The sequence below is a fragment of the Janthinobacterium sp. UMAB-60 genome, from assembly GCF_900095235.1.
GTDB lineage: Bacteria > Pseudomonadota > Gammaproteobacteria > Burkholderiales > Burkholderiaceae_D > Janthinobacterium.
In genome coordinates this window covers 271768-295741 of record NZ_LT607484.1, presented here as the reverse complement: position 1 = coordinate 295741, position 23974 = coordinate 271768, and the positions used below count along the sequence as shown (strand labels likewise).

24 protein-coding genes are annotated in these 23974 nt (G+C 65.8%); 19 read left to right on the top strand and 5 right to left on the bottom strand.

The genetic code is table 11. From position 1 onward, the window contains the following. Positions 1–24: 24 nt before the first annotated feature. From K0F86_RS07240 to K0F86_RS07155, 18 genes are all read left to right on the top strand, one after another. Entirely contained in the window at positions 25–282 is a 258-nt protein-coding gene (locus K0F86_RS07240) for an acyl carrier protein (RefSeq protein WP_219133781.1), read from the top strand. 3 nt (positions 283–285) lie between these two features. Further along, positions 286–831 carry a hypothetical protein gene (locus tag K0F86_RS07235; protein ID WP_219133780.1) on the top strand — a complete coding sequence of 182 codons (546 nt, stop codon included), beginning with the start codon at positions 286–288 and terminating at the stop codon, positions 829–831. Further along, the gene (locus tag K0F86_RS07230) at positions 824–2653 is read left to right on the top strand and encodes an AMP-binding protein (protein WP_257572026.1); all 1830 of its coding nucleotides are present in this window, start codon (positions 824–826) and stop codon (positions 2651–2653) included. The genes K0F86_RS07235 and K0F86_RS07230 overlap by 8 nt, the downstream gene beginning before the upstream one ends. Continuing rightward, entirely contained in the window at positions 2647–3735 is a 1089-nt protein-coding gene (locus tag K0F86_RS07225) for a class I SAM-dependent methyltransferase (protein WP_219133779.1), read from the top strand. Before K0F86_RS07230 ends, K0F86_RS07225 begins: the two co-directional genes overlap by 7 nt. Beyond that, a complete protein-coding gene (locus K0F86_RS07220) occupies positions 3728–4483 on the top strand; it encodes a glycosyltransferase family 2 protein (protein WP_257572025.1) in 756 nt (251 codons plus the stop codon). The genes K0F86_RS07225 and K0F86_RS07220 overlap by 8 nt, the downstream gene beginning before the upstream one ends. Then, positions 4480–5451 (top strand): acyltransferase, encoded by a 972-nt coding sequence (locus tag K0F86_RS07215; RefSeq protein WP_219133912.1) that lies wholly within the window; start codon positions 4480–4482, stop codon positions 5449–5451. The genes K0F86_RS07220 and K0F86_RS07215 overlap by 4 nt, the downstream gene beginning before the upstream one ends. Continuing rightward, a complete protein-coding gene (gene hutH / locus K0F86_RS07210; RefSeq protein WP_219133778.1) occupies positions 5438–7006 on the top strand; it encodes a histidine ammonia-lyase in 1569 nt (522 codons plus the stop codon). Before K0F86_RS07215 ends, hutH begins: the two co-directional genes overlap by 14 nt. Beyond that, complete coding sequence (locus K0F86_RS07205) at positions 6999–7454, top strand: thioesterase family protein (RefSeq protein WP_257572024.1); 456 nt, start codon at positions 6999–7001, stop codon at positions 7452–7454. The genes hutH and K0F86_RS07205 overlap by 8 nt, the downstream gene beginning before the upstream one ends. Then, positions 7451–8062 (top strand): outer membrane lipoprotein carrier protein LolA, encoded by a 612-nt coding sequence (locus K0F86_RS07200; RefSeq protein WP_099762893.1) that lies wholly within the window; start codon positions 7451–7453, stop codon positions 8060–8062. Before K0F86_RS07205 ends, K0F86_RS07200 begins: the two co-directional genes overlap by 4 nt. 5 nt (positions 8063–8067) lie before the next feature. Beyond that, a complete protein-coding gene (locus K0F86_RS07195) occupies positions 8068–10452 on the top strand; it encodes an MMPL family transporter (protein ID WP_219133909.1) in 2385 nt (794 codons plus the stop codon). Then, positions 10452–11006, top strand: coding sequence for a DUF3261 domain-containing protein (locus K0F86_RS07190; protein WP_219133777.1), 555 nt, complete (start codon positions 10452–10454; stop codon positions 11004–11006). Before K0F86_RS07195 ends, K0F86_RS07190 begins: the two co-directional genes overlap by 1 nt. After that, positions 11007–12197, top strand: coding sequence for a beta-ketoacyl-ACP synthase (locus K0F86_RS07185; protein ID WP_219133776.1), 1191 nt, complete (start codon positions 11007–11009; stop codon positions 12195–12197). It begins immediately after the preceding gene. Continuing rightward, positions 12194–12667 (top strand): hotdog family protein, encoded by a 474-nt coding sequence (locus tag K0F86_RS07180; RefSeq protein WP_219133775.1) that lies wholly within the window; start codon positions 12194–12196, stop codon positions 12665–12667. Before K0F86_RS07185 ends, K0F86_RS07180 begins: the two co-directional genes overlap by 4 nt. Further along, a complete protein-coding gene (gene fabG / locus K0F86_RS07175) occupies positions 12660–13385 on the top strand; it encodes a 3-oxoacyl-ACP reductase FabG (RefSeq protein WP_374197270.1) in 726 nt (241 codons plus the stop codon). Before K0F86_RS07180 ends, fabG begins: the two co-directional genes overlap by 8 nt. After that, positions 13382–14614 carry a beta-ketoacyl-ACP synthase gene (locus K0F86_RS07170; protein ID WP_219133773.1) on the top strand — a complete coding sequence of 411 codons (1233 nt, stop codon included), beginning with the start codon at positions 13382–13384 and terminating at the stop codon, positions 14612–14614. The genes fabG and K0F86_RS07170 overlap by 4 nt, the downstream gene beginning before the upstream one ends. A 73-nt stretch (positions 14615–14687) precedes the next feature. Then, positions 14688–15137 (top strand): excinuclease ATPase subunit, encoded by a 450-nt coding sequence (locus K0F86_RS07165; protein ID WP_219133772.1) that lies wholly within the window; start codon positions 14688–14690, stop codon positions 15135–15137. A gap of 99 nt (positions 15138–15236) precedes the next feature. Continuing rightward, the gene (locus tag K0F86_RS07160; protein WP_219133771.1) at positions 15237–15833 is read left to right on the top strand and encodes a hypothetical protein; all 597 of its coding nucleotides are present in this window, start codon (positions 15237–15239) and stop codon (positions 15831–15833) included. A gap of 132 nt (positions 15834–15965) precedes the next feature. After that, positions 15966–16589, top strand: coding sequence for a 4'-phosphopantetheinyl transferase superfamily protein (locus tag K0F86_RS07155; RefSeq protein WP_219133770.1), 624 nt, complete (start codon positions 15966–15968; stop codon positions 16587–16589). On the opposite strand, the gene K0F86_RS07150 is transcribed toward K0F86_RS07155, so the two are convergent. From K0F86_RS07150 to K0F86_RS07140, 3 genes are read right to left on the bottom strand one after another with little or no spacing between them, the layout of a single operon-like run. Continuing rightward, on the bottom strand, positions 16586–17371 hold the full coding sequence (locus tag K0F86_RS07150; protein WP_219133769.1) for a DUF2145 domain-containing protein: 786 nt from the start codon (positions 17369–17371) through the stop codon (positions 16586–16588). The genes K0F86_RS07155 and K0F86_RS07150 overlap by 4 nt on opposite strands. Positions 17372–17376: 5 nt before the next feature. Beyond that, entirely contained in the window at positions 17377–17787 is a 411-nt protein-coding gene (locus tag K0F86_RS07145; protein WP_219133768.1) for a hypothetical protein, read from the bottom strand. Between the two features lie 25 nt (positions 17788–17812). Continuing rightward, positions 17813–18235: a hypothetical protein gene (locus tag K0F86_RS07140; RefSeq protein ID WP_219133767.1), complete on the bottom strand. Its 423-nt coding sequence runs from the start codon at positions 18233–18235 to the stop codon at positions 17813–17815. Between the two features lie 160 nt (positions 18236–18395). Between K0F86_RS07140 and K0F86_RS07135 the strand changes: the two genes are divergently transcribed. After that, entirely contained in the window at positions 18396–19139 is a 744-nt protein-coding gene (locus K0F86_RS07135) for a helix-turn-helix transcriptional regulator (RefSeq protein WP_257572023.1), read from the top strand. Between the two features lie 4 nt (positions 19140–19143). On the opposite strand, the gene K0F86_RS07130 is transcribed toward K0F86_RS07135, so the two are convergent. Both K0F86_RS07130 and K0F86_RS07125 read right to left on the bottom strand, forming a co-directional pair. Beyond that, positions 19144–20586 (bottom strand): DUF3999 family protein, encoded by a 1443-nt coding sequence (locus K0F86_RS07130; protein WP_219133765.1) that lies wholly within the window; start codon positions 20584–20586, stop codon positions 19144–19146. Continuing rightward, positions 20583–23789, bottom strand: a complete 3207-nt coding sequence (locus K0F86_RS07125) for a DUF2339 domain-containing protein (protein ID WP_219133763.1) — start codon at positions 23787–23789, stop codon at positions 20583–20585. The genes K0F86_RS07130 and K0F86_RS07125 overlap by 4 nt, the downstream gene beginning before the upstream one ends. Between the last annotated feature and the right edge of the window lie 185 nt (positions 23790–23974).

The following is a 23974-nucleotide window of genomic DNA, read 5'->3' as shown; positions in this document are numbered from 1 at the left end:
AGCAAAATGGTAGATATGAGCGCAATGAGCCGCGATGAACTGTACGCATGGGTAGTGCAGTTGCTGGCCGAAATGTTCGAGCTTGATCCGGCGGCGCTGACGCCGCAGTCGAATCTGTATGCCGAACTCGATATCGACAGCATCGACGCGGTCGACCTGGCGGTCAAGCTGAAGCAGCTGACGGGCAAGCGCCTGCAGCCGGAAGTGTTCAAGACCATCCGCACGATCGACGACGTGGTCGAGGCGCTGCGTGCGATGTCGGTGTCGGAACAGGTGGCATAAAGCGTGCTGCTCAATGCCGTCGCGCTACTGCTGACAGTACTGTATCCGCTGGCGATCTGGTTCGCGCATGGACAGGTCGAGCCGCGCTGGCTGGCGTTGTTGCTGCTGCTGGCCGTCGGCTGCCGCCTGCCGGCGCTGAAGTTGCAGCGCGCCGCGCGCTGGTCGGTGGCCGCCGCGCTGCTGCTGGTCGCCATCGCCCTGTGGAGCAACCTGCTGCTGCCGCTGAAACTGTATCCGGTACTCGTCAACGCCGTCTTGCTGGCCACCTTCAGCTACAGCCTGTGGGTGCCGCCGTCGGTGGTGGAACGCATGGCGCGTCTGCGCGAGAAGGATTTCCCCCCCTCGGCCGTGCGCTATACGCGCCGCGTGACGCAGGTCTGGTGCGGCTTTTTCATCTTCAATGGCGGCATCGCGCTGGGCACGGCACTGTGGGCCAGCGAAGCCGTCTGGTCGCTGTATACGGGCGTCATCGCGTATATCCTGATGGCCCTGTTATTTGGCGGCGAGTATCTCGTCCGCCTGCGTTTTAAGCGTTTGCATCATGCCTGAAGTCCTCATGCCGGAAACCCATTCTCCGATTGATTCCCTTGCCCGCCTTGCGCTGGCCATGCAAGGCCGTACGCCCGCCATGCCGGTCGGCTGGCGCGATGGCGACGTGCTCGATCACGCGCATTTTGCCGCGCGCATGGAGGCGTGGGCCGGCTTGCTGGAGCGCCAGGCAGGCCGCCATTTTGCCTTGTACCTGGATGACAGCGTCGAGTTTGGCGCCGCCTTGCTGGGCGCCTGGCAGGTCGGCAAGACCATCTGGCTGACGGCCGATACGCTGCCGGCCAGCTGCGCCTCGCTGGCTGCGTCCGTGGATGGTTTCCTGGGGCAGTTCCCGGTCGCGCATGCGCCGTTGCCCCTGCCTGCCGACAGCCTGGCCGAGCGCGCATGGACAGTGCTCGCTGACGATTTTCCGGCGCTGGTGGTGCATACCTCCGGCAGCACGGGCGCGGCGCAAGCCATGCCGAAAAAAATCTCGCAGCTGGCCAGCGAGGTAGCCACGCTGGAGCAGCTGTTTGGCGAGCACGCCGATGGCGCAGCCGTCGTCGCCACCGTCACGCACCAGCATATCTACGGCTTGCTGTTCAAGGTCCTGTGGCCATTGTGTGCGGGACGTGCCGTGCATGCGCACAGCGTGGACTATCCTGAGCAGCTGGCAGCCTTGCTGGCACGCGGTCCATGCGTGCTGGCCGCCAGTCCCGCGCACCTGAAGCGCCTGCCGGAACACCTGGACTGGTCTGGCGCCCGTGCGCATCTGCGCGCCGTGTTTTCATCGGGTGGGCCGCTGGCCCTGGACAGTGCGCTGGCGGCGGGCAATCTGCTTGGCCGCGTGCCGCGCGAAATCTATGGCAGCTCGGAGACGGGCGGCGTGGCCTGGCGCCAGCGTGCTCCAGAGCGTCCTGACGACGAGAGCTGGCAAGGCTTTCCTGGCGTGGACTGGCGCTTGCTGGACGACGGCGCGCTGGAAGTGCGTTCGGCGCACCTGGCCGATGATGGCTGGCTATGCCTGGCCGACCGCGCGCGGCAAACGGCGCCAGGACGCTTCCAGTTGCTGGGTCGCAGTGACCGCATCGTGAAGATCGAAGAAAAACGTATTTCTCTCAATGCCATCGAAGCGGCATTGCTGGCCACACCGCTGGTGCTGGACGCGCGCGTACTGCTGTGCGATGCGCCGGCTGGCGAACGTCAGAAAGTGGCCGCCTTTATCGTCTGCAGCGCTGCCGGCCGGGCGCTGCTCGACGCCGAAGGCAAGCTGGCGCTGAACCGCCAGCTGCAAACGGCGCTGGGCGGCCAGGTCGACGCCGTTGCCTTGCCGCGCCGCTGGCGCTACCTGGAACAACTGCCCATCAATGCGCAGGGCAAGACGACGCAGGCGCTGCTGCTGGCCTTGCTGGCGCAGGTGGACAAGCCGCCCCGCCTGCCGCAGGTGCAGCTGATCGAACGTTCGGCCGAAGGCGAAACGCCGCGGCTGCTGTTCGAGCTGCGCATACCCGCGAACCTGTTCTATTTCGATGGCCATTTCACGGGCGCGCCGTTGCTGCCCGGCGTGGTGCAAGTGGAGTGGGCGCTGCACTTTGCGCGCCAGCACCTGGCGCTGCCCGCGCGGTTCCGCGCCATGCATGCGCTGAAATTCCAGCAGCCGGTGCTGCCGGACCGGCCGGTGCGGCTGGCGCTCGAGTATGACGCGCTCAAGGCCAGCCTGCAGTTTCGTTATCTGTCGGACGCCGGCCAGCATGCCAGCGGCCGCATCCTGTTCCACCCGAATGCCGCTGCCGTTCCCGGTAGCGGCGCCGATACACCCATTCCAGCAACGAGCGCATGTTAGATAAAAAATTCTCACCCGAACGTCAGACCGCCTTTGCCGCCCGTTACGAGGCGCAAAAAATCGCTTTCGGTCCCGTCGTCTTTCAATGCGTGCGCTATGCCTGGAAGCGCGGCATGCTGCAGGCGCTGGCCGACACGGGCCACAGCGGCCTGACGGTTTCCGACATGGCCGCCAGCGGCCGCTGGACGGAATATGCGCTGAAGGTGGCGCTGGAGTCCTGCCTGTCGGCCGGTGTCGTCTCGCTGCGCGATGGCGCATACGTGCTCGATAAAGTCGGTTTTTGCATGCTGACGGACAGTATCACCCAGGTCAACCTGGACTTCATGCATGACGTCTGCTACCAGGGCTTGTTTGACCTGGACCGTTCGCTTGACACCGAGCAGCCATTGGGACTGGCCGCGCTGGGCGACTGGCCCACCCTGTACCAGGGTCTGTCGGCGCTGTCGGAACCGGCCAAGGGCAGCTGGTTCGCCTTCGACCACCATTATTCGGACACCTCGTTCCCCGAGATTTTCCCGGACGTCTTCGCCACGGCACCGCGCCGCATCATGGATATCGGCGCCAATACGGGCAAGTTCGCCAGCGCGGCGCTGGCCTACCGTGCGGGCGTGGAACTGCACCTGGTCGACCTGGAGCGCCAGCTGGCGGTGGCCGACCGCACATTGACCGAAGCGGGCGTGCGCGAGCGGGCCCATTTGCACGCCTGCGACCTGCTCGACGATGCTGCGCCGCTGCCGGCCGGCATGGACCTGATCTGGATGAGCCAATTCCTCAGCTGCTTTTCCGAGCCGGCCATCGCCAGCATCCTGCGCCGCGTGGCGCAGGCGCTGGGACCGAATGGCCAGGTGCTGATCATGGATACCTTCTGGGACCGCCAGCAATACGATATCGCCGCCTACTGCCTGATCAACACTTCGCCGTACTTCACGGCCATGGCCAGCGGTAACAGCAAGATTTACCAGAGCGCCGACTATATCCGCCTGGCGCAGGAGGCCGGCCTGGAGTTGCTGACCACGCGCGACGGCATCGGCTATTGTCATTCACTGCTGCGCTTTGGCCGCGCCGGAGCCGGCAGTGACTGAAGTGCATTTTCGCCCCTGCATCGTGATCCCCGTGTTCAACCATGAACACGCGATCGGCGCCGTGGTGCAGCGCCTGCTGCCGCATGGCGTGCCGCTGATCCTCGTCGACGACGGCAGCGCCGGCGCCGGCGCGCGCACCCTCGATGCGCTGGCCGCCGCGCACCCGTCTCGCGTGACCCTGCTGCGCCATGCGCACAACCAGGGCAAGGGCGGGGCGGTGCTGACGGGCTGCCGCCACGCGCATGCGCACGGCTACAGCCATGCGTTGCAGATCGACGCCGACGGCCAGCATGAAACGGACGATGTGCCGCGCTTCCTGGCGCAGGCGCAAGCCACGCCGGCGGCCGTGGTGATCGGCTATCCCGTGTACGATGAATCGGTACCGAAGGCGCGCTACTACGGCCGCTATGCGACGCACATCTGGGTGTGGATCAATACCCTGTCGCTGCAGATCCGCGATTCCATGTGCGGCTTTCGCGTCTATCCGCTGGCGCCGCTGACGGCGCTGGCGCAGCGCGGCGTGCTGGGACAGCGCATGAACTTCGACACGGACGTGCTGGTGCGCCTGTACTGGGATGGCTTGTCGATGGCGAATCTGCCCACGCGCGTGGGTTATCCCAGCGACGGCGTCTCGCATTTCGAGCTGTGGCGCGACAACGTGCTCATTTCGCGCATGCATGCGCGCCTGTTTTTCGGCATGCTGTGGCGCGCACCGCGCCTGCTGGCACGCCACTGGCGCGCGCGATGACGGCGGCGTCGCACCAGCCGCGCGGACACTGGTCCGGCTTCAATGAAGTCAGCTTCGTGGCCGGCATGCGCCTGCTGTTCTGGATCTGCCGCGTCTTCGGCCGCTGGCCTTTCCGCATCGTGCTGTACCCGGTGCTGGCCTGGTACGTGCTGACCAAGCCACGCGCGCGCCGCGTGTCGCGCAGCTACCTGCGTCGCGTCGCGGCCTGCGGCGGTCCGGCAAACCTGAGCGTGCTGCGGCACTTCGCCGCGTTTGCCGAAACCATCCTCGATAAAATGCTGCTATGGGGCGGGCTGTACGACACGCGCGGCGTGAGCCTGCACGGCGTCGACGGCGAAGAGGGCGTCAACCGCTGCCTGGACGAGGGGCGCGGCGCCTTGCTGATCTGCGCCCACCTGGGCAACCTGGATTTGTGTCGCGTGCTGTCGCAGCGCAATGCGCGCCTGAAGCTGACGGTGCTCGTGCACACGCGCCATGCGCAGGCGTTCAACCGCATGCTGGAGCGCCTCAATCCCGATAGCCAGCTCAATCTGATGCAGGTGACGGAAATCACGCCTGCCACGGCCATGCTGCTGGCGGAAAAGGTGGCGCAAGGCGAGTTCGTGGTGATCGCCGGCGACCGCGTTCCCGTTTCTCCCCAGCCGCGCGTGGCCGTGGCGCCGTTCCTGGGCCAGCCAGCCGCCTTTCCGGTCGGTCCGTATGTGCTGGCCAGCGTGCTGCAATGCCCCGTGTATTTGCTGTTTTCCATGCGCATCGGCCAGCGCTCCGAAATCCATTTCGAACTGTTCCGCCAGTCGCTGCACCTGCCGCGCAAGGCACGCGAGCCGATGCTGGCCGAACTGGCGGCCGCCTATGCGGCGCGCCTGCAGCACCACTGCCTGCGCGCGCCGCTCGAATGGTTCAACTTCTACGATTTTTGGCAACTCCCCGATACTTCAAGACTGGATACTCCCGATGCACCTCGCTGACCTGAAAAACACCCGGCGCGCCGTCCGCTTCGACCGCGAACGCCTGCGCATCGAAGACATTACCGACATCGCGCATGGCCGGGCCAGCGCCGAACTGTCCAGCGATCCCGTCTTTCTGGCGGCGATCGCGCGCGGCGCCGATTTCCTCGACCGCCTGCTGCGCGAGGACGGCACCATCTATGGCGTGACCACGGGCTACGGCGATTCGTGCACCGTGACCGTGCCGCCGGAACTGGTTGCCGAACTGCCGCACCACCTGTACACCTATCATGGCTGCGGCCTGGGCGAATTCTTCACGCCGGCGCAGACGCGCGCGATCATGGCCACGCGCCTGGCGTCGCTCGCCAAAGGTTTTTCCGGCGTCAGCGTGGAACTGCTGGCGCAGATCGCGCGCCTGCTCAATGCGGGCCTGCTGCCGTTGATCCCGTCGGAAGGTTCGGTCGGCGCCAGCGGCGACCTGACGCCGCTGTCCTACCTGGCGGCGGTGCTGTGCGGCGAACGCGAAGTCTGGCGCGACGGGATACAGGTGCCGGCGGAACAGGCGCTGCGCGAAGCGGGCATCACGCCGCTGCGCCTGCGTCCGAAGGAAGGCCTGGCGATCATGAACGGCACGGCCGTCATGACGGCGCTGGCCTGCCTGGCGTATGAGCGCGCCGAGTATCTGATGCGCCTGACGACGCGCATCACGGCCATGGCTTCGTTTGCGCTCGATGGCAACGCGCACCACTTCGATGCAACCCTGTTTTCCGTCAAACCGCATCCCGGCATGCAGCAAGTGGCGGCCTGGCTGCGCGAGGATTTGCCCACCGATTCCTGGGAACGCAACGGCAAGCGGCTGCAAGACCGCTATTCGATCCGCTGCGCGCCGCACGTGATCGGCGTGCTGGCCGACGCCTTGCCGTGGCTGCGTTCGTCGATCGAGAATGAACTCAATAGCGCCAACGACAATCCCATCATCGACGCCGAAGGCGAGCGCGTGCTGCATGGCGGGCATTTCTACGGCGGCCATATCGCCTTCGCCATGGACAGCATGAAGAACACGGTGGCCAACCTGGCCGACTTGCTGGACCGCCAGATGGCCTTGCTGGTCGACAGCCGCTACAACCAGGGCTTGCCGGCCAACCTGTCGGGCGCCACCGGCCCGCGCGCGGCCATCAACCACGGCCTGAAGGCATTGCAGATCAGCGCCTCCGCCTGGACCGCCGAAGCGCTGAAGCTGACCATGCCCGCCTCGGTGTTTTCGCGCTCGACCGAATGCCACAACCAGGACAAGGTCAGCATGGGCACCATCGCCGCGCGCGACTGCCTGCGCGTGCTGGAACTGTGCGAGCAGGTCGCCGCGGCCCTGCTCATTACCGTGCGCCAGGGCGTCTGGCTGCGTTGCAAGGTCAGTCCTGACGTGCCGCCGCAAGCGGCGCTGGCGGCGATGATGGCGGCGCTGGCCGCCGATATCGCGCCCGTCGAGGAAGACCGCCGGCTCGACCCGGAACTGCGCGTGCTGCTCGAACGCATGCGCGCACAAGCCTGGCCACTGTACGGAGCCGGGAATGACTGAGACGCATAAAGTGCGCGGCAAGAGAGCCACGCCCAGCCGCTGGCACGCCGAAGTGGAGATGCAGGTGCAGTTCTTCGACCTGGATCCGATGGAGATCGTCTGGCACGGCCGCTACGTGAAATACCTCGAAATGGTGCGCTGCGCGCTGCTCGACAGCATCGGCTACAACTACGTCGACATGAAGGCGTCCGGCTATGCCTGGCCCGTGATCGACATGCACTTGCGCTATGTGGCGCCAGCCACCTTTGGCCAGCGCCTGACCTTGCGCGCCGACCTGGTGGAGTGGGAAGACCGCTTGAAGATCGAGTACCTGGTCAGCGACAGCGCGACGGGCAAGCGCCTGAACCGCGCCAGCACGACGCAGGTGGCTGTCGATATCGCCAGCGGCGAGATGTGTTTTGCCTCGCCGCCCATCTTGTTTGAAAAATTGGGATTGAAGGCCGTATGAAAAAACAATTCAAAATCCTGCTGGCGGGACTGTGCCTGATGGCGATGGCGCCGCTGCACGCGGCCGCACCGGTGGCGAAGATCGAGGCCATGCTGGCCAAGCCGCAGCAGCTGTGCGGCCGTTTCGACCAGAGCAAGCAGCTGGCCGGCATGAAGAAGGCGCTGGCGTCGAATGGCCGCTTTTGCGTGGTGGCCGGCAAGGGCGTCTTGTGGCGCACCTTGCAGCCGTTTCCGAATACCCTGCGCCTGACGCGCGACGAGATCGTGCATTTCCAGGGCGAGCGCGTGGCCATGCGTCTCGACGCGAAGACGGAGCCGGTGGTCAAGATGATCAACAGCGTGCTGTTTTCGCTGCTGGCCGGCGACCTGGCGCAACTCGATACGCTGTTTGAAGTGGACGGCAGCATCGATGGCGGCACCTGGCAGGTGGCGCTGAAGGCGCGCCAGCCGGCGCTGGCCAAGGCCATCGGCAGCATCCGCCTCGATGGCGGCGCCTTCGTGAAAAACATCAGCATCAGCGAGGCGAGCGGCGACCGCACGAGCATCGTGTTCTCGGCGATTGAGACGGGACCGTCCGCCATCACGGCGCAAGAGGCGGCCCTGTTTTGAACGCATTGACGAAGCGCGGCCGCAACGCCGGGCGCTTGCTGGCCATCGCCTGGGCGCTGGTGGTGGCGCTGCTGCTGGCGCATAACGCCTATCTGTGGCTGGGCAAGCGCATCGCGCCCGAAACCGACATTCTCGCCTTGCTGCCGGTGCAGGAGCGCGATCCGGTGCTGCAGGCGTCGTTTACACACATGGTCGACGCGGCGCAGCAGCGTCTGGTGGTGCTGGTCGGCGCCGCCGAATGGAGCGATGCGAAGCGCGCGGCGGACGCCTACGGCGCAGTGCTGGCGCGCCATGCGGGCCTGTTCCAGTCCACGCCGCTCGACGAGCAGGCGCAGAACGACTGGCTGGCGCTGTTCCAGCAGCATCGCCTGACCTTGCTGACGGCACCGCAGGAAACGCAGCTGCGCCAGGAGACGCCACAATTCTGGCGCGATTCGGCGCTCAGTCAGCTTTACAGCCCGTTTGGTGGTCCGAAGCTGGGCGCCTGGCAGGACGATCCGTTTGGCCTGTTTGGCGGCTGGGTGCAGGAGCGTGCGCAGGAAACGCCCGTGCGTCCGCGCGACGGCCATTTGTTCGTCGCCGACGGCGAGCGCCAGTATGTGCTGCTGCCGATGACCTTGAGCCTGCCCGCCTTTTCGCTGGGCGCCCAGGAAAGCGTGTTGCCCGTGCTGGCGCAAGCCGAAGCGGCGGCGCGGCAAGCCGTGCCCGGCGTGGAAATCATCAGCGCCGGCGTGATCCTGCATGCGGCGGCGGCCAGCAGCCAGGCAGCGGGCGAAATGTCGACCATCGGCCTGGGCTCCCTGGCCGGCATCATCCTGCTGACGTGGTTCACCTTCCGCTCATTCAAGCCGATCTCGCTGATCCTGCTGTCGATCGGCATCGGCTGCCTCGGTTCCCTGTCCGTGTGCTGGCTGCTGTTTGGCAAAATACACCTGATGACATTGGTCTTTGGCGCCAGCCTGATCGGCGTGGCGCAGGATTACGGCATTTATTTTCTATGCAACCGCCTGGGCGCCGACCCGGCGCTCGATTCGCGCACCTTGCTGCGCCGTCTGCTGCCGGGCCTGTGCCTGACCCTGCTGGCCGCCGTCATCGGCTACATGGGTCTGGCGCTGACGCCATTCCCCGGCTTGCGCCACATGGCCGTATTTTCCGCCCTGGGCCTGGTGTTTGCGTGGCTGACGGTGGTGTGCTGGTTCCCCGCGCTGATTGGTGGCGGCACCTTGAAGAGCGGCGCGCTGGTCAAACAGTATGGCGCGGCGCGGGCGCGCTGGCCGCTGTTGCGGGCCAACCGCGCCACCCTGGTTGGCGGCGTGCTGTTTGCCCTGTTTGCGCTCTTCGGCATCAGCCGCCTGGGCGTCAACGACGATATCCGCCTGCTGCAAACGCCGCCCGCGCACTTGATACGCGACCAGATCAAATTGAGCAAATTGCTCGATGGGCCCACGCCGGTGCAGTTCTACCTGGTGCGCGGCGATAGCGCGGAAGCCGTGCTGCAGCGCGAGGAAATGTTGAAACAGCGCCTGCTGCCGCTGATCGCGCAAAAGCACATCAGCGGCGTCCAAGCCATGTCGAACTGGGTGCCGTCGCTGCGGACGCAGGCGGCGCGCCGGGCTTTGCTCGACACGGCCATCCTGCAGCCGGGCGCCGCGCTCGACTTGCTGGCGCAGTCCGTCGATGAAGGTCCCGAGTGGGCCGGCAAGGTACGCGCGCAGTTGGCGCAAGCCGGTGCGCCGCTGTCGATCGATGCCTTCCTGAAGGTGCCGGCCAGCGAGCCATGGCGCCATCTGTGGCTGGGCAAGGTGGAAGGCGGCTATGCCTCCATCGTCGCCTTGCGCGGCATGCGGTACGCGGCCATTCCCCTGCTGGCGCAGGCGGGCGAGGGTATGCCAGGGGTGCAGTGGGTCGACAAGGTGAGTGAAATTTCCTCGGTGCTGGGGCGCTACCGCGTCTACATGGGCGCCGTGGTGCTGGGCGCCTACCTGGTGGTCTTCGGCTTGCTGCTGCCACGCTACCGGCGCCGCACCTGGCGCGTGCTGGCGCCCACGGCGCTGGCCAGCGTGGCGGCTCTGGCCTTGCTGGGCTACCTGGGCATGCCGCTGCAGCTGTTCCACGTGCTGGCGCTGATGCTGCTGCTGGGCGTGGGCGTCGATTACGGCATCTTCATGCAGGAGCACCCTGACCGCCGCAACGACACGCCATGGCTGGCCGTGGGCCTGTCGGCGGCGAATACCATTCTGTCTTTCGGCTTGCTGGCGCTGAGCAAGACGGCCGCATTGCAGGCATTCGGCCTGACCATGCTGATCGGCACGGCGCTGGTATGGCTGCTGTCGCCGTGCTTTGCCGAAGCCGATCATCGTAGCGCGGCCGATGCCGCAGGAGAAATCTGATGTTTTTGCACTGTCAACGATGGGCGCCGGCACTGCTGCTGGCACTGGCCGGCTGCGCCAGCGTGCCGCCTTCGGCACCGGCGCGCCTGGGCCTGAAACTGGCGCCGCAGGCGCTGGGCGCCACGGTCAGCGTGCAGCAGCACCTGGTCGTCGAACGGGCGGGCCGCATCGACGAACTCGATGCGGCGCTGGAAGTGGAGCCGTCGCATCTCGACCTGGTGGGACTGGCGTTCGGCCAGCGCGTGCTGTCGCTGCATTACGACGGCAAGGACATGACCTCGTGGCGCCACCTGATGCTGCCGGCGCAGGTGCGCGCCGAGGACGTGCTGGAAGACATGCAGCTGACCCTGTGGCCGCGCGAGGCGATCGCGCAAGCCCTGCCGGCCGGCTGGCGCATCGAGGACAGCGGCTTGCGCCGTACCCTGTTCCTGCATGACGAGGAGGTGACGGTGATCGACTACAGCGGCATGCCGCGCTGGAGCGGCAAGGTGGTGCTCGACAACCTGCGCTACCGCTATCGCCTGACGATACAGAACGCCCCGGAAGGAAGCTGAATGACCGGCTTGACTGTGTACCTGAATGACTGCGGCATCGTCTGCGCGCTGGGCGCCGGCCGCGAAGAAGTGCGCGCGCGCCTGTTTGCCGCGCACAGCGGCGTGGTGTCCGTCGATACCTGCACGCCGGGGCGCATGCTGCCGCTGGGCGTGGTCGACGCGGCCTTGCCATCGGTGGCGCATCACGGCATCGCCGCGCGCAGCCGCAACAACCGGATGGCGCTGGCGGCGCTGGCGCAGATCCGCCCCGCCGTGGAGCAGGCCATCGCCCGTTACGGCGCGGACCGCGTGGCCGTGGTGATCGGCACCAGCACGTCGGGCATCGCCGAGACGGAAGGCGCGATCGGCCAGCATGTGGCGGGCGACGGCTTGCCGGCTGCCTTCCACTACGGCCAGCAGGAGATGGCGTCGCCGGCGCTGATGCTGGCCGGGGAACTGGGCATCGACGGCCCGGCCCTGGTGCATTCGAGCGCCTGTTCGTCGAGCGCCAAGGCGATGGCCAGCGCGGCGCGCCTGATCCGCATGGGCCTGTGCGACGCCGTGCTGACGGGCGGCGTCGATACCCTGTGCGGCTTTACCGTGGCCGGTTTTTCCGCGCTGGCGTCTGTCAGTGCGCGGCGCTGCAATCCGTTCGGCGCGAACCGCGACGGCATCAATATCGGCGAGGGCGCGGCCCTGTTCCTGATGACGGCGCAACCGGCCGCAGTGGCCTTGCGCGGCTGGGGCGAGTCGTCCGACGGCCACCATATGTCGGCACCCGATCCCGCAGGCGGCGGCGCGCGGCTGGCCATCGCCCAGGCACTGGCGCGCGCCGGCATCGCGGCGTCGCAAGTCGACTATGTGAACCTGCACGGCACGGCCACGCCGCAAAACGATGCGATGGAAGCGCGCGTGGTGTCCGAGCTGTTCGGCGCCACGGCGATGAGCAGCTCCACCAAGCCGCTGACAGGCCATGCGCTGGGCGCGGCGGCGGCCATCGAGGCCGCGCTGTGCTGGCTGGCGATGCAGGACGATAACGCCGAGGGCTTGCTGCCGCCGCACCTGTGGGACGGCGTGCCCGATGAATCCCTGCCGCCGCTGCGCCTGGCCTTGCCCGGCGCGCGCCTGGGGCGTCCGCTCGACTGGGCGCTGAGCAATTCATTTGCCTTCGGCGGCTCGAATGCCGCCCTGCTGTTCGGGAGGGGAGCATGAGTTTTCCGGATATCCGCGAACTGGTGCCCCATTCCGGCGCCATGGTGCTGCTCGACCGGGTGTTGTCGGCCGATGCGGAAAACCTGTGCGCCGAAGTGGCCATCCATGCCGGCAGCGTGTTTTATGACGCGCCGTCGGCCGGTGTCGGCAGCTGGGTCGGCATCGAATACATGGCGCAGGCGATCGCCGCGCATGCGGGCTACCTGGCGCGGCTGGCCGGCGCGCCCGTGAAGATCGGTTTTTTGCTGGGGGCGCGGCGCTACGAAGCGCAAGCGCCCTTGTTTGTCGATGGCAGCGTGCTGCTGGTGCATGTGCAGCAGGCCTTGCAAGGCGAGAATGGACTGGGTGCGTTCGAGTGCCGTATCGAGATGGCGGGCGCCGTGCTGGCGCAGGCGACGATCACGGTATTTCAGCCCGAGGATGCAAAGCAATTTCTGCAGGAGAGTATGAATGGAGCGCAGCATGAGTAAAAGTGTATTGGTGACGGGGTCGTCGCGCGGCATCGGCAAGGCCATCGCCTTGCGATTGGCGCGCGACGGTTTTGACGTGGTGCTGCATTGCCGCAGCGCGCGCGGCCAAGCCGACGCGGTGGCGCAGCAGGTGCAGGCGCTGGGACGCGCGGCGCGCGTGCTGCAGTTCGATATCGGCGACCGTGCCGCGGCGGCTAGCGCGCTGGAAGCGGATATCGCCGAACATGGCTGCTATTACGGCGTCGTGTGCAACGCCGGCGTGGCGCGCGACAATGCGTTTCCCGCCATGTCGGGCGAGGACTGGGACATCGTCTTGCAGACCAACCTCGATGGTTTCTACAATGTGCTGAACCCGCTGGTGATGCCGATGGTACAGCGCCGCAAACCGGGGCGCATCGTCACCATGGCGTCCGTTTCTGGCCTGATCGGCAACCGGGGGCAAGTCAATTACAGCGCGGCCAAGGCCGGCATCATCGGCGCGACCAAGGCGCTGGCGCTGGAACTGGCCAAGCGCGCCATCACCGTGAACTGCGTGGCGCCGGGCCTGATCGAGACGGACATGATCAGCGAGGTGCCGCTCGACGAAGCGCTGAAGATGATCCCCGCGCGCAGAGTCGGCACGCCGGAAGAGGTGGCCGCCGCCGTGAGTTTCCTTGTCGGCGAGGAGGCGGGCTACATCACGCGCCAGGTCATTTCCGTGAATGGAGGCATGGCATGAGCCGCCGGGTAGTCGTGACCGGCATGGCCGGCATCAGCCCGATCGGCAATGACTGGCCGGCCATCCGCCAGCGCCTGGGCGAATACCGCAACGCCATCGTGCGCATGGACGAATGGGCCGATTACGAAGGCTTGAACACGCAGCTGGGCGCGCCGGCCGCGCCGTTCGCGCTGACGGACCGTTACAACCGCAAGGCCGTGCGCAGCATGGGGCGCATCGCGCTGATGGCCACGCGCGCCAGCGAACTGGCGCTGGAACACGCGGGCCTGGCGGAACATCCCGTGGTCAAGAGCGGGCAGATGGGCATTTCCTTCGGTTCGTCCGCCGGCACGCCCAGCGCTATCGGCGACTTTGGCCGCATGATGGAAGAGCGCACCACCAAGGGCATCAACGCCACCACCTACATCAAGATGATGGCGCACACGGCGCCCGTGAATATCGGCGTGTTTTTCGGCGTCACGGGACGGGTCATCACCACATCGAGCGCCTGCACCTCGGGCAGCCAGGGCATCGGCTATGCCTACGAGGCGATCGCCGGCGGCAAGCAGCTGGCGATGATCGCCGGCGGCGCCGAGGAGCTGTGCGCCACCGAGGCGGCCGTCTTCGACACCCTGTTCGCCACCAGCACGCGCAACGACGCGGGCCACACGACGCCGCGTCCTTTCGACGCCAGCCGCGATGGCCTGGTGATCGGCGAGGGCGCCGGTTGCCTGATCCTGGAAGAGTTCGAACACGCGCAGGCGCGCGGCGCCACCATCCATGCGGAGCTGGTGGGCTTCGGCACGAACAGCGATGGCTGCCACGTGACCCAGCCGAACGCCGCCACCATGCGCCAGGCGATGCTGCTGGCGCTGGCCGACGCGGGCTTGCAGCCGTCCGATATCGGCTACATCAATGCGCACGGCACCGGCACGCAGCAGGGCGATATCGCTGAGTCGCAAGCCACGTTCGAGGTGTTTGGTGACAGCACCCCTATCAGTTCGCTGAAAAGCTACATGGGCCACACCCTGGGTGCCTGCGGCGCGCTGGAAGCGTGGATTAGCATCGAGATGATGCGCGAAGGCTGGTTTGCCCCCACCATCAACTTGCGGCAAGTCGACCCGCAATGCGCGCCGCTCGATTACATCACCGGCGAAGGCCGGGCCATCGAATGCGAATACGTGATGTCGAACAATTTTGCCTTTGGCGGCATCAATACGTCGCTGATTTTCAGGCGTTACCGGCCGTGACGCCCGCTTGTGCTGGCGCAAACGGCGGACGCGCTTCTTTTTGTACCATCTCTATCTTATCGAGGAAAACAGCATGAAAAAAATGATGATCCTGGCGGCAATGAGTGCTGCGCTGACAGTTGTCTTGCCGGCCCAGGCAGGCGATACCAAACACATGATGCCGATCGCCAATGCGATGTCCGCCAACGATGCCCAGGCCCGTCTTGGCGATACCGTCAAATTCTATTTTGGCGACCAGGCAACGCCACCGATTGCCACGCGCATCAGCAGCGACAAGACCAGCCAGAAAACCAATGGCGTCGGCAAGTCGGCAGAGACCTCGTGCAACTGGGCCTTCCTGTCGGCCATGCTGGCGCTGCAAAAGCGCGCCCAATCGGTGGGCGCCGATGCCGTCGTCAATATCGTCAGCAATTACAAGAATGTCGAACTTTCCAGCGCCACGGAATTCGAATGCCATGAAGGCACGATGATGACGGGTGTGGCCTTGAAGGGCGAGTTCGTGAAGTTAAAAGCAGCTAAGTAAGCAGCGGAGTAGCAGGGAAATCGTCCATATCGCTACCCGGCGCCAGCTTGCAGGAAAGCTGGCGCCGGGTAGCCATTCGAATAAAAAGAGAAAGAGAACATGCAAAAAGTATCGAAAACTGTCATCCTGGCTGGCGCATTGCTGGCGATGTCCATGCTGCAAGGCTGCGCCACGCGCGTCAAGGCTTCGTCAACAAGCAATCCGGCACCGAGCGAGGCCTTCTCGTCGTTTGGCCGCATTGAAGTCAAGCCGACGGTGTTTGCCCAGGGTTACAAGGGTAACCAGGCTGGTCTGACGAAGATTGACGAGAATATCCGCAAGGACCTGGCCGAATCGCTGACCAGCTGGAATGCCGCCCCGGCCAATGGCCGCGTCCTGATCATCGAGCCTATCGTCGAAGAGATGCAGTTCAAGAGCGGCGTCAAGCGTGTATTCCTGGGACCATTGGCCGGCAGCTCCGGCGTGCGCATGCGCGTCATGATCCGCGACAACAACGGCACCCTGGTCGCGACGCCAGAGTTCTTCCAGCGCGCGGACGCGATGGCGGCCGGATTCACGTTTGGCGTGCACGATAACCTGATGCTGACCCGCATCGCCAACCTGACCAGCGCTTACATCAAGGCCAACTATGTACGTGCCGAAGGCGGCCCGACTGGCGCCGATAGTAAAGCGGTCGAAGCCGCAATGACGAACTAAGAAGGGCGCGGTGCGCAAGCGCCTGCAGACTTGCTGAGAATGGCAGCGACGGGCAACCGCGCTGCCATTTTTTTGCTGCATGCATGCTGGTCATTTGTGGCAGACTGCGCCTTTGCCTATCCAGACCTTGTCATGTCACCAGCCTTCCCCGGTAGCGGCGCCAGCATCTGGCTGCTCGATTCCCGCAGCATTGATCTCGCGCAGCTGACTCAGTATGAAACGTGGCTCGGGCCAGCGGAAACGGCCCGCTACGCGCGCTTTGCGCGGCCGCTGCGGCGGCGCCAGTTCCTGCTGGGGCGTGCTCTGCTGCGCGCGGCGATGGGGGAAATGCTGGCAGTGGCGCCGGAATCCATCGCGCTGGAAGAGCGACCCGGCCAGGCGCCGCTGCTGCTGTCGCCCGTCGATGGTGGACATTTCAGCATTTCGCACAGCGGCCACTGGGTCGCCTGCGCGCTGAGCGGTACTACGCGGCTGGGACTCGATATTGAGCTGCGCGATTCTGTCCGAGACGTGCTGGCGCTGGCGCGCCAGGCGTTTGGCGCTGCTGTGGTCGCCGAGCTGCAAGGCTTGCCGGAGGATCTGCGGCTGGCGCAGTTCTACCAGCGCTGGAGCGAGGCCGAGGCGCGCTACAAGCTGGGCATGGATGCCGCCGTTTGTGTGACGATCGCACATGCGGAGCTGTCCATCGTGCTGTGCAGCGCGGCGCCGCTGGCGCAGGCGCCCGCCTTGCTATTGTCCGGCCTGGCGCCAGACTAATTTCCCCGCACGACGATCTCCTGCGCCTTCGGTTCGCGCTGGCGCACGAAGCGCACGATGGAGTCGACGGTGACGACGTCGATCTGGCGCGTCATGCGGCGCTCGAACGGGTGATCGTCAAAAGCGATATTCGCGCGGAACATGCGCGCGCCCAGGCGCGTGGCGGCGGGGATGCTCAGCGTTTGCGGCGCGTAGCTGGCGCTGCGCAGCCAGCCTTGCGCTTCGGCGCGCGTCTCGATCTTGCCAGGCTCGTTGCTGGCCGCGGCCAGGGTTTCCAGCACCCATTGGTTCGAGTTCTGGTACTTGGTGGAGAACGGGTAGGCCAGCATATTGTAGTGCGGCTCATGCAGGCGCTTGGGCGTGTTGCTGGTCAGCAGGCGCGCCAGTTGCTGCTGCGTATCCTGGCCGGGAATCAGGATCAGGGTTTCATACATGAACACGTCGTCCATGAAGAAATTGCCCAAGCCTTCGTTGTACAGCGACGACTCCGCCGTACCGCACTCATTGAGTTCATGCACCACCAGCCAGCGCCCTTTCGGGTGGTCGCGCCAGGCCAGCGCCATGTGTGAATAGCGCAAATTGTACTTCGACAGGTCCTGGCCCGCGCGCGCCACCAGCGCCACTTGCGCGCCGGAGGCATCGAGCGCCTGCAGGGTCTTTTGCGCCAGCTCCATCGATTTGACGAGGGTGCTCGCGTCCGTTGGTTTTTCCTCGCACGAGCGCCCCGCATGGGCGGCGCCGGCCAGGGCCAGGCTGATGATCATCACGGTCAGGCGTTTCATGGGGTTCACGCTTTCGAATGGTGGAGGATGGCATTGCCGGCCGCGTTCGGCACATAGGCGATGGCCTTGCCCGACAGCAGCAGCATGTGGCCCGTCGAGACGGCCACCACCTTGACCACCGTGCCGGCTGCCAGCGACAGCCCTTGCGTGGCCTTCTGGCTCAGCTTGACGGAGGCCGTGGCGGCGGTGGACGCGCCCCTGGCCGCGCTTTTCAGCACGAGGACGCTGCCGTCGGCCACGTCTTCCACCTTGTCGATGACGACTTCACCGGCGGCGGCCAGCGCCGACATGGAGCCGACCAGCACGATGGCCGAGGCCATGCTGGCGTTGTCGGAGGCGTTGGTGGTGTCGGAGTTGGCAGCCTGGACATGCAGCGTGGCGGCGCACAGCACGGCGGTGGCGAGCAGATGTTGCATGGGAGAGTGGCTTTTCATCGGTGATTTACACTTTGGAGTGGTGCAGCAGGGCCTTGCCCAGTTCGTTCGGGATAAAGGCGATGGCCTTGCCGGAAAGAACCAGCATGTGGCCGGTGGACAGCGCCACCACGTTGACCATGGTGCCGGCCGCCAGCGACAGGCCCTTGGCCGCTTGCGTGCTCATCTGGATGGAAGCGCCGCCCGCTTCGGACGCGCCTTTCAGCACGATGACGATGCCTTCGCCCACCGTTTCCACGCTGGCGACGACCACCTGGCCGGAAGCGACCAGCATCGACATGGAACCGGCGACGACGATGGCGGAGCCCTGGCTGAGGTTTTGCGAGCCTTTCGACAGGTTCTCCGAGGCGGCGGCATGGACCAGGCCGGGAGCGGCCACGGAGAGCGTCAACAGCGACAGGGACAGGCAGAGGGGCAGCAGGCGTTTCATGTGTTTCTCCTTCAAGTGTGCCAAGTGGCAACGCCATCATTGTAGACTGTGGGCAATTGGTCAATGGAAACGCTACTCGTAGCGGGCAGGCATACCGCAGGTAGCGTATTGCGCTACTTTCTTGCCGCTGGAACCGATGCAATTTTTATAAAGGAAGTGCATGCCGCAAACCCACGCCTTGATCGAAGCCTTGAAACGCCTGTTGAAAGCGCGTTCCGTCACGTATGCCGAGCTGGCCCAGCGCATCGGCGTGTCCGAAGCCAGCGTCAAGCGGATGTTTTCGCAGAAGCAGTTTACCCTGCAGCGCCTGGACCAGATACTGGTCGCCATCGGCAGCGATTTCCAGCAGCTGGCACTGGCCGTGCAGACGGCGCAGGCCGCGCCCACCCTGATCACGGGGCTGACGTATGCGCAGGAAAAGGAAATCATCGACGACACCCGCTTGTTCGTGGTGGCCGTGTCCGCCCTGAACCTGTTGCCGCTGGAACAGATCGTTGCCACTTACGACATCAGCGAGGCGCAAGCCGTCAAATATTTGCTGCGCCTCGACAAGATCGGCTTCCTGGAACTGCTGCCGAATAACCGGGTCAAACTGCTGGTGGCGCGCACGTTTGCGTGGATACCGAATGGTCCGATTCATACCTATTTCAAAAAAGAAGCGTATGGCGATTATCTCAATGCGCAATTCGATGGCGAAACAGAATTGCTGCGTCTGGTGAACGTGATGCTGTCGAAAAAATCCACGGCGGCCTTGCTGGAGCGCCTGAAGCAAGTGGCGGTGGAGTTTTCGCAGCAGCACCAGGAAGACGCGCGCCTGCCCGGCGATGAGCGCCTGGCCATCAGCTTCATGCTGGCGGCGCGGCCGTGGATGCCGCAGACGTTCAAGGCGCTGCTGCGTCAGTAGCAGCTTACTGCGCGGGCGGCTGCTCGTCCTTGATCTGCGACAGCAAGCGCCAGGCAAAAAAGCCCAGCACGGCCACGCCCAGCAGCAGTGCGGCCCACAGCGCGGCCAGGCGCCACGTTGCCCCATCCTTGGTGACGCGTGCGGGCGCCGCCACGCCCCCGTTGGGTTTGAGTGCGCCGGCGCTGGCCGTCTTGAGCGCCAGCAATTCGTCCGCTCTGAAGCCGGGCGCCACCTGCGACAGCGGTTGCGCCACGGCGGCGGCGCTGCTGTTGCCGAACGCCAACTGATAGGGCGGCTTGCCGCTGGCCAGGAAGATCACGGTGGCCGGTGTCCAGCCCAGGCGCAAGGCCGGCGCATCGCTGGCGGAGAACGGGTGTTCTGTGGTCGTCTGCAGCACCCATTCACCCGTCTGCGTCACGGGCATGGCCAGGTCGCCCGAGATGCGCTCCTTGCCATCGAGGCCGATGCGGTAAAACGTCGTACGCAGCAGGGGATCGAAATAGGCACCTTGCGCGGGACGTTCCTGCTGGCGCAGGTGCAGCCGGTGCCGGGGAACATAGCTGTTCTGGCGATACACGCCCAGAGTCGCGGGCAGTACCACATTGTTGTGCGTCAATTGCAGGGCAATGCTGTCGGCGGGAATGGCGAGGGGCGTGGCGTAGCGCCATTCATTCGCCTGCTTGCCGGGCAAGCCTTGCAGCACGATGGAGGCACGCGGTGGGGCGATGTCCGTTTCGCTGACGGCTTGCGCCGTAATCGCCGCAAAGGCCAGCGGTTCGCCCGCTTGCCAGCTCAGGCGCGCATAGCGGAAGGCGCGCGGCGCGAAGGCGATGCTGTCGTTGGCCAGGGTCTGCGTGTCGCTGTTGCTGAGCCAATTCAGGGTGGTGGTGCCGATGGCGTCCCATTGCTTCAGGTCATCGCTTACTTCCAGCAGCACTTGCGCACTGTAATTGTCCGTGCGGGCCGGTGGCGTGAAGCGCAAAGCGGCGATGCGCTTGTCTTGCGTCTGCTTGCCCAGGTCGAGTATCAGCGCTTGCAGCGCCGCCGTGGTCGCTGCGGTGCCGGCGCGCGTGCTGACCGACAGCAGGCGGCCATCGTCGGCCGTGCGGATGTCGATGCCTTGCATGCCATCGCCAGTTGCCGGCGCGCCCGTCACGGGGAAAATGCGGGCTGGAATGGCTGTCTGTTGCGTGGCCGATTGCGCGGGTGGCGCGCCGATGGCGTAGGCCAGGCGCTTGCCGTCGGCGTCGAACAGGCGCAGGTCGGCCAGGCTGGCCGAGCTGGCGTGCAGGTAGACGTCCCTGGGCAATGTTAGCTGCACGATGCCGGCGCCGGCCGGCACGGTCACCGGCATGCTCCAGGCATAGTCCTGTGGCCGGTCCTGGCCAGGCGCGGCCAGCGCGGCGCCTGCCACCAGCAGGCCGCAGCAGATCAATGAGGCTTTCATGCGGCTCCTTGCTGAGGTTCGGCTGGCGCTGGCGCGGCAGCCTTGGGGAAGGGCGCCAGGTAGCCGATCAAGACCATCAGCAAGCCGACACCGACAAAGGAGATGATGCGTTCGATGCCGCCCACGTTCGACAGGTCGATCAGGAACAGCTTCACGACAACCAGCCCCAGCAGCACGGCACCCATGCTCCATTGCTGGCGCCGCTGCTGGCGGGCCGCGTGGCGCATCAGCAGCAGGGCCGTGACGCTCCACACCAGCGACAGCATGGCTTGCACGAACTGCGAGGCCAGCATGGCGTCAAAGGTGTACGGCACGCCCAGATAGTGCGAGACCGTGCGCAGCAGCATCAGGTTGAACCAGCCATACAGCAAGCACGCGGCCACAACGGGCAAGCGCGCCTGCCACAAGGCGGGCAGCGGGATCTGGCCGGCCGGGAATAAACGGTAGCTGGCAATGGCCAGCAGCACGGCAAAGCCCGTGCTCAGGTCCAGTGGATTGAGTACCGGCAAGTACGGCAGCGGTGCCATGGCGCCGTCGTCAAAGACGTTCCACGCGGCGATCAGCAGCAGCGACCACAGCGCGCCCAGCGGTATCAGGGTGCGCTGGTACCACGCGGCAACCGGCGCCACCGGCCAGGCGCCCGCGCGGCAGCGGCGGATCAGCCAGGCCAGTACCAGCATCATGGCCCAGGCAGGCAAGTAGCGGGCCCAGGCGGGGCTGACGCTGTCTTCATGCTGTGCCAGCCAGGTGCCGACGTGCATGGCGCCCACGGGCCACAGCATCAGCCAGGGCGCGGCCGTGCGCAGCGTATGCAGCAGACGCTGCGCCCGCCCGTCGAGTTGCCAGCCCGCTTGCGGCCAGGCCCGCAGCAGGTATTCGCCGGCGGCCAGGGCACAGGCCAGCGCCAGCCAGCTCAAACCCGTCGGCAGGTAATCGCGCAGGTACAGCGCCAGCAGCAGGTTGGCGCTCCACAGGCCCAGGCCGAGCCAGGCGGCCACAGTGAACCAGCGCAGTTGCGGCCATTCGAGGCGCCGCGCCATGATGGCGAACGCGGGCGTCGTGACGCACACGGCGATCAGGTACAGCGCCAGCCAGTGCTCGCCCGCATGCGCTTGCAGCTCCAAGTCGCCGTCGATCAGGCGCAGCAGCCAGCTGACGAGCGGCACGAGGATGGCGGCAAACCACAGCAAGCCGCTCCAGACCAGCAGGGGCCGTGCGACCAGGGCCAGCAGTTCGTCGCCGCCGCGCGCGCGCAGCGCCAGGAAACGGGCGCTGGCAAAGGCGGCGGCGCCCAGCAGCAGGGCGCTGAGGAAGGAACCGTGGAACAGGCTGGCCGGATGCTGATCCCAGACCCAGCTGGCGCGGCTGAGCATGACCATGCCGGCCAGCACCTGCACGGCCAGCAGCAGGGCGCGCGGCGCATGCCATTGTTCGCGCCGCGCCAGCGCCGCCAGCAGGGCGGCCACGCCCAGGGCGCTGATGGTCAGCAGGTTAAGTTGCGTGGTGGTATCCGTGCGCAGCAGGATTTCGCTCCAGAGGCCGCCCAGCAGCCAGGCCGTGGCGGCCGTCAGGAACAGCACGGACAGGCTGCGCATGAACTCCGGATACAGGTGGCTGGCATGGCGGCGGAAATTGTAGGCCATCACCAGCGCGGCGGCGGCCAGCAGCGCGCAGCCGAGCCAGAGGTTGGCCTGCAGGGCAGTTGCCATATTGAGTTCCTGCATGGCGCCGAGGAAGGCAAGCCAGGCGGCCCCCTGCACCAGCAATCCGAAGGCCCAGGCCAGCGTCTGGCGCTGGCGCAAGCCGACCCAGACGATGCCCGCGCCTTCCAGCGCCCAGGCGGCCGACGTCCAGCGGCCGTCGAGGGCGAACGGGATGGCCAGGGTGCCGAAGACGATGCCCAGCGCCAGGAAGGCTTCGGCCAGCAGGCGGAAGCCAACGCGGCGCCAGAGCGCCACGGCCAGTCCCGTGTAGGTCAAGCCGGCAAGCAGCGCGGAAAATGCCAGGCCAAATTCAAAGTGCCGCACCAGCCCGTATTGCAGGCCCATGGCCGCCAGCGGCGTGCCGAACACGAGGGTGCCATCCACGTAATGCTTGAGGCGCGGCGCCTGGCGCGCGCAGTAGGCGATCGCGATGCCGATATAGAACAGCACGAACAGGATCAAAAACAGCTGCGTCGACAGGTAGTTGTCCGGGGTGTAGCGCAGCAGGCCCCAGGTGGTGGCGACGACGAAGGTGAAGCCAAAGCTCAGCACATTCAGGACGCGCCAGGCGCGTTTCAGGGCGATGGCGAAGACGCCCGCATTGAGCAGCGCGTAATAGCTGAACAGGCCGATATGGTTGCCGCTGCCCGTCGATACGAGCAAGGGCACGGCAAAACCGCCGACGATGCCGAAGACAGCCAGCCAGACGGCGTTTTGCAGCACGGCCAGCAAACACGTGAACGCCGTCAGCACGAACAGCACGGCAAATGCCAGGCCAGCCGGGATCAGTTCATACAGGCGGAAGGCGCCAAACGTCACCAGCATCAATATCGCCAGCGCCGTGCCCTGCAGCGGCAAGCTGATGCCGGGACGGCTGAGGCGGATGCGCCAGGCCCAGGCCAGCAGCGCGATGTCGGCCAGCGCGATGCCGGCCAGGCGCAGCTCGATGGGCAGCGTGACTTGCGCCGACACGTATTTGAGCAGGAAGCTGACGCCGAGGAAGAGGATCAGCAAGCCCAGCTTGGCAACCAGGTTGCCGGTAAATAACCAGTTCTTCGCCTTGGCAACGAGGCCATCCGGGTGGGCGATCCAGGACGGGGTGTTGGGGACGGCAGGGGCGGGCCTGGAGGGGGGCGGTGGCGCTGGTTTCGGTGGCACGGGTGCGGCAGGAGCGGGGACCGCAGCCGGCGCGACCTTCGCCAGCTCGGCCAGCTTGATCGTGGCCGCTTGCGGCACGGGGGCGGGTGTCGGCAAAGGCGTCGGCACTGCCACTGGCGCCACGCTGGCGGGCACGGCGGGTGCGATGGGCATGACGGGCGTGGCCGCAGGCGCTTCGGCCTGGCCTTCCAGCGCTCGCAGGCGCTGCCCGATGCCGTCGACTTCCTTGCGCAAGCGCGCCGTCAGCAATTCCAGATCCGCCACTTTCCTGCGGTACTGCAGCACCTGCACAAAGGCGGTGATCAGCAAGCCAAATATGATCAGCGATATCAATCCAAACATGGAGGCAGCTTTCCGGGAGGGGCAGGCAGGGGCGCCAGCGGTATGCGCACATTACCTTATTATTAAGAAACAAGCGATTTCTGTTGTGTCAGAGTAAGAGCCAGGCAGTGCGTGCAGCGGCAAGGCGAGCATGACGCGGCAGGCTGTTTTCCGTATTGACGCCAAGCAAGATGACGACATTCAGA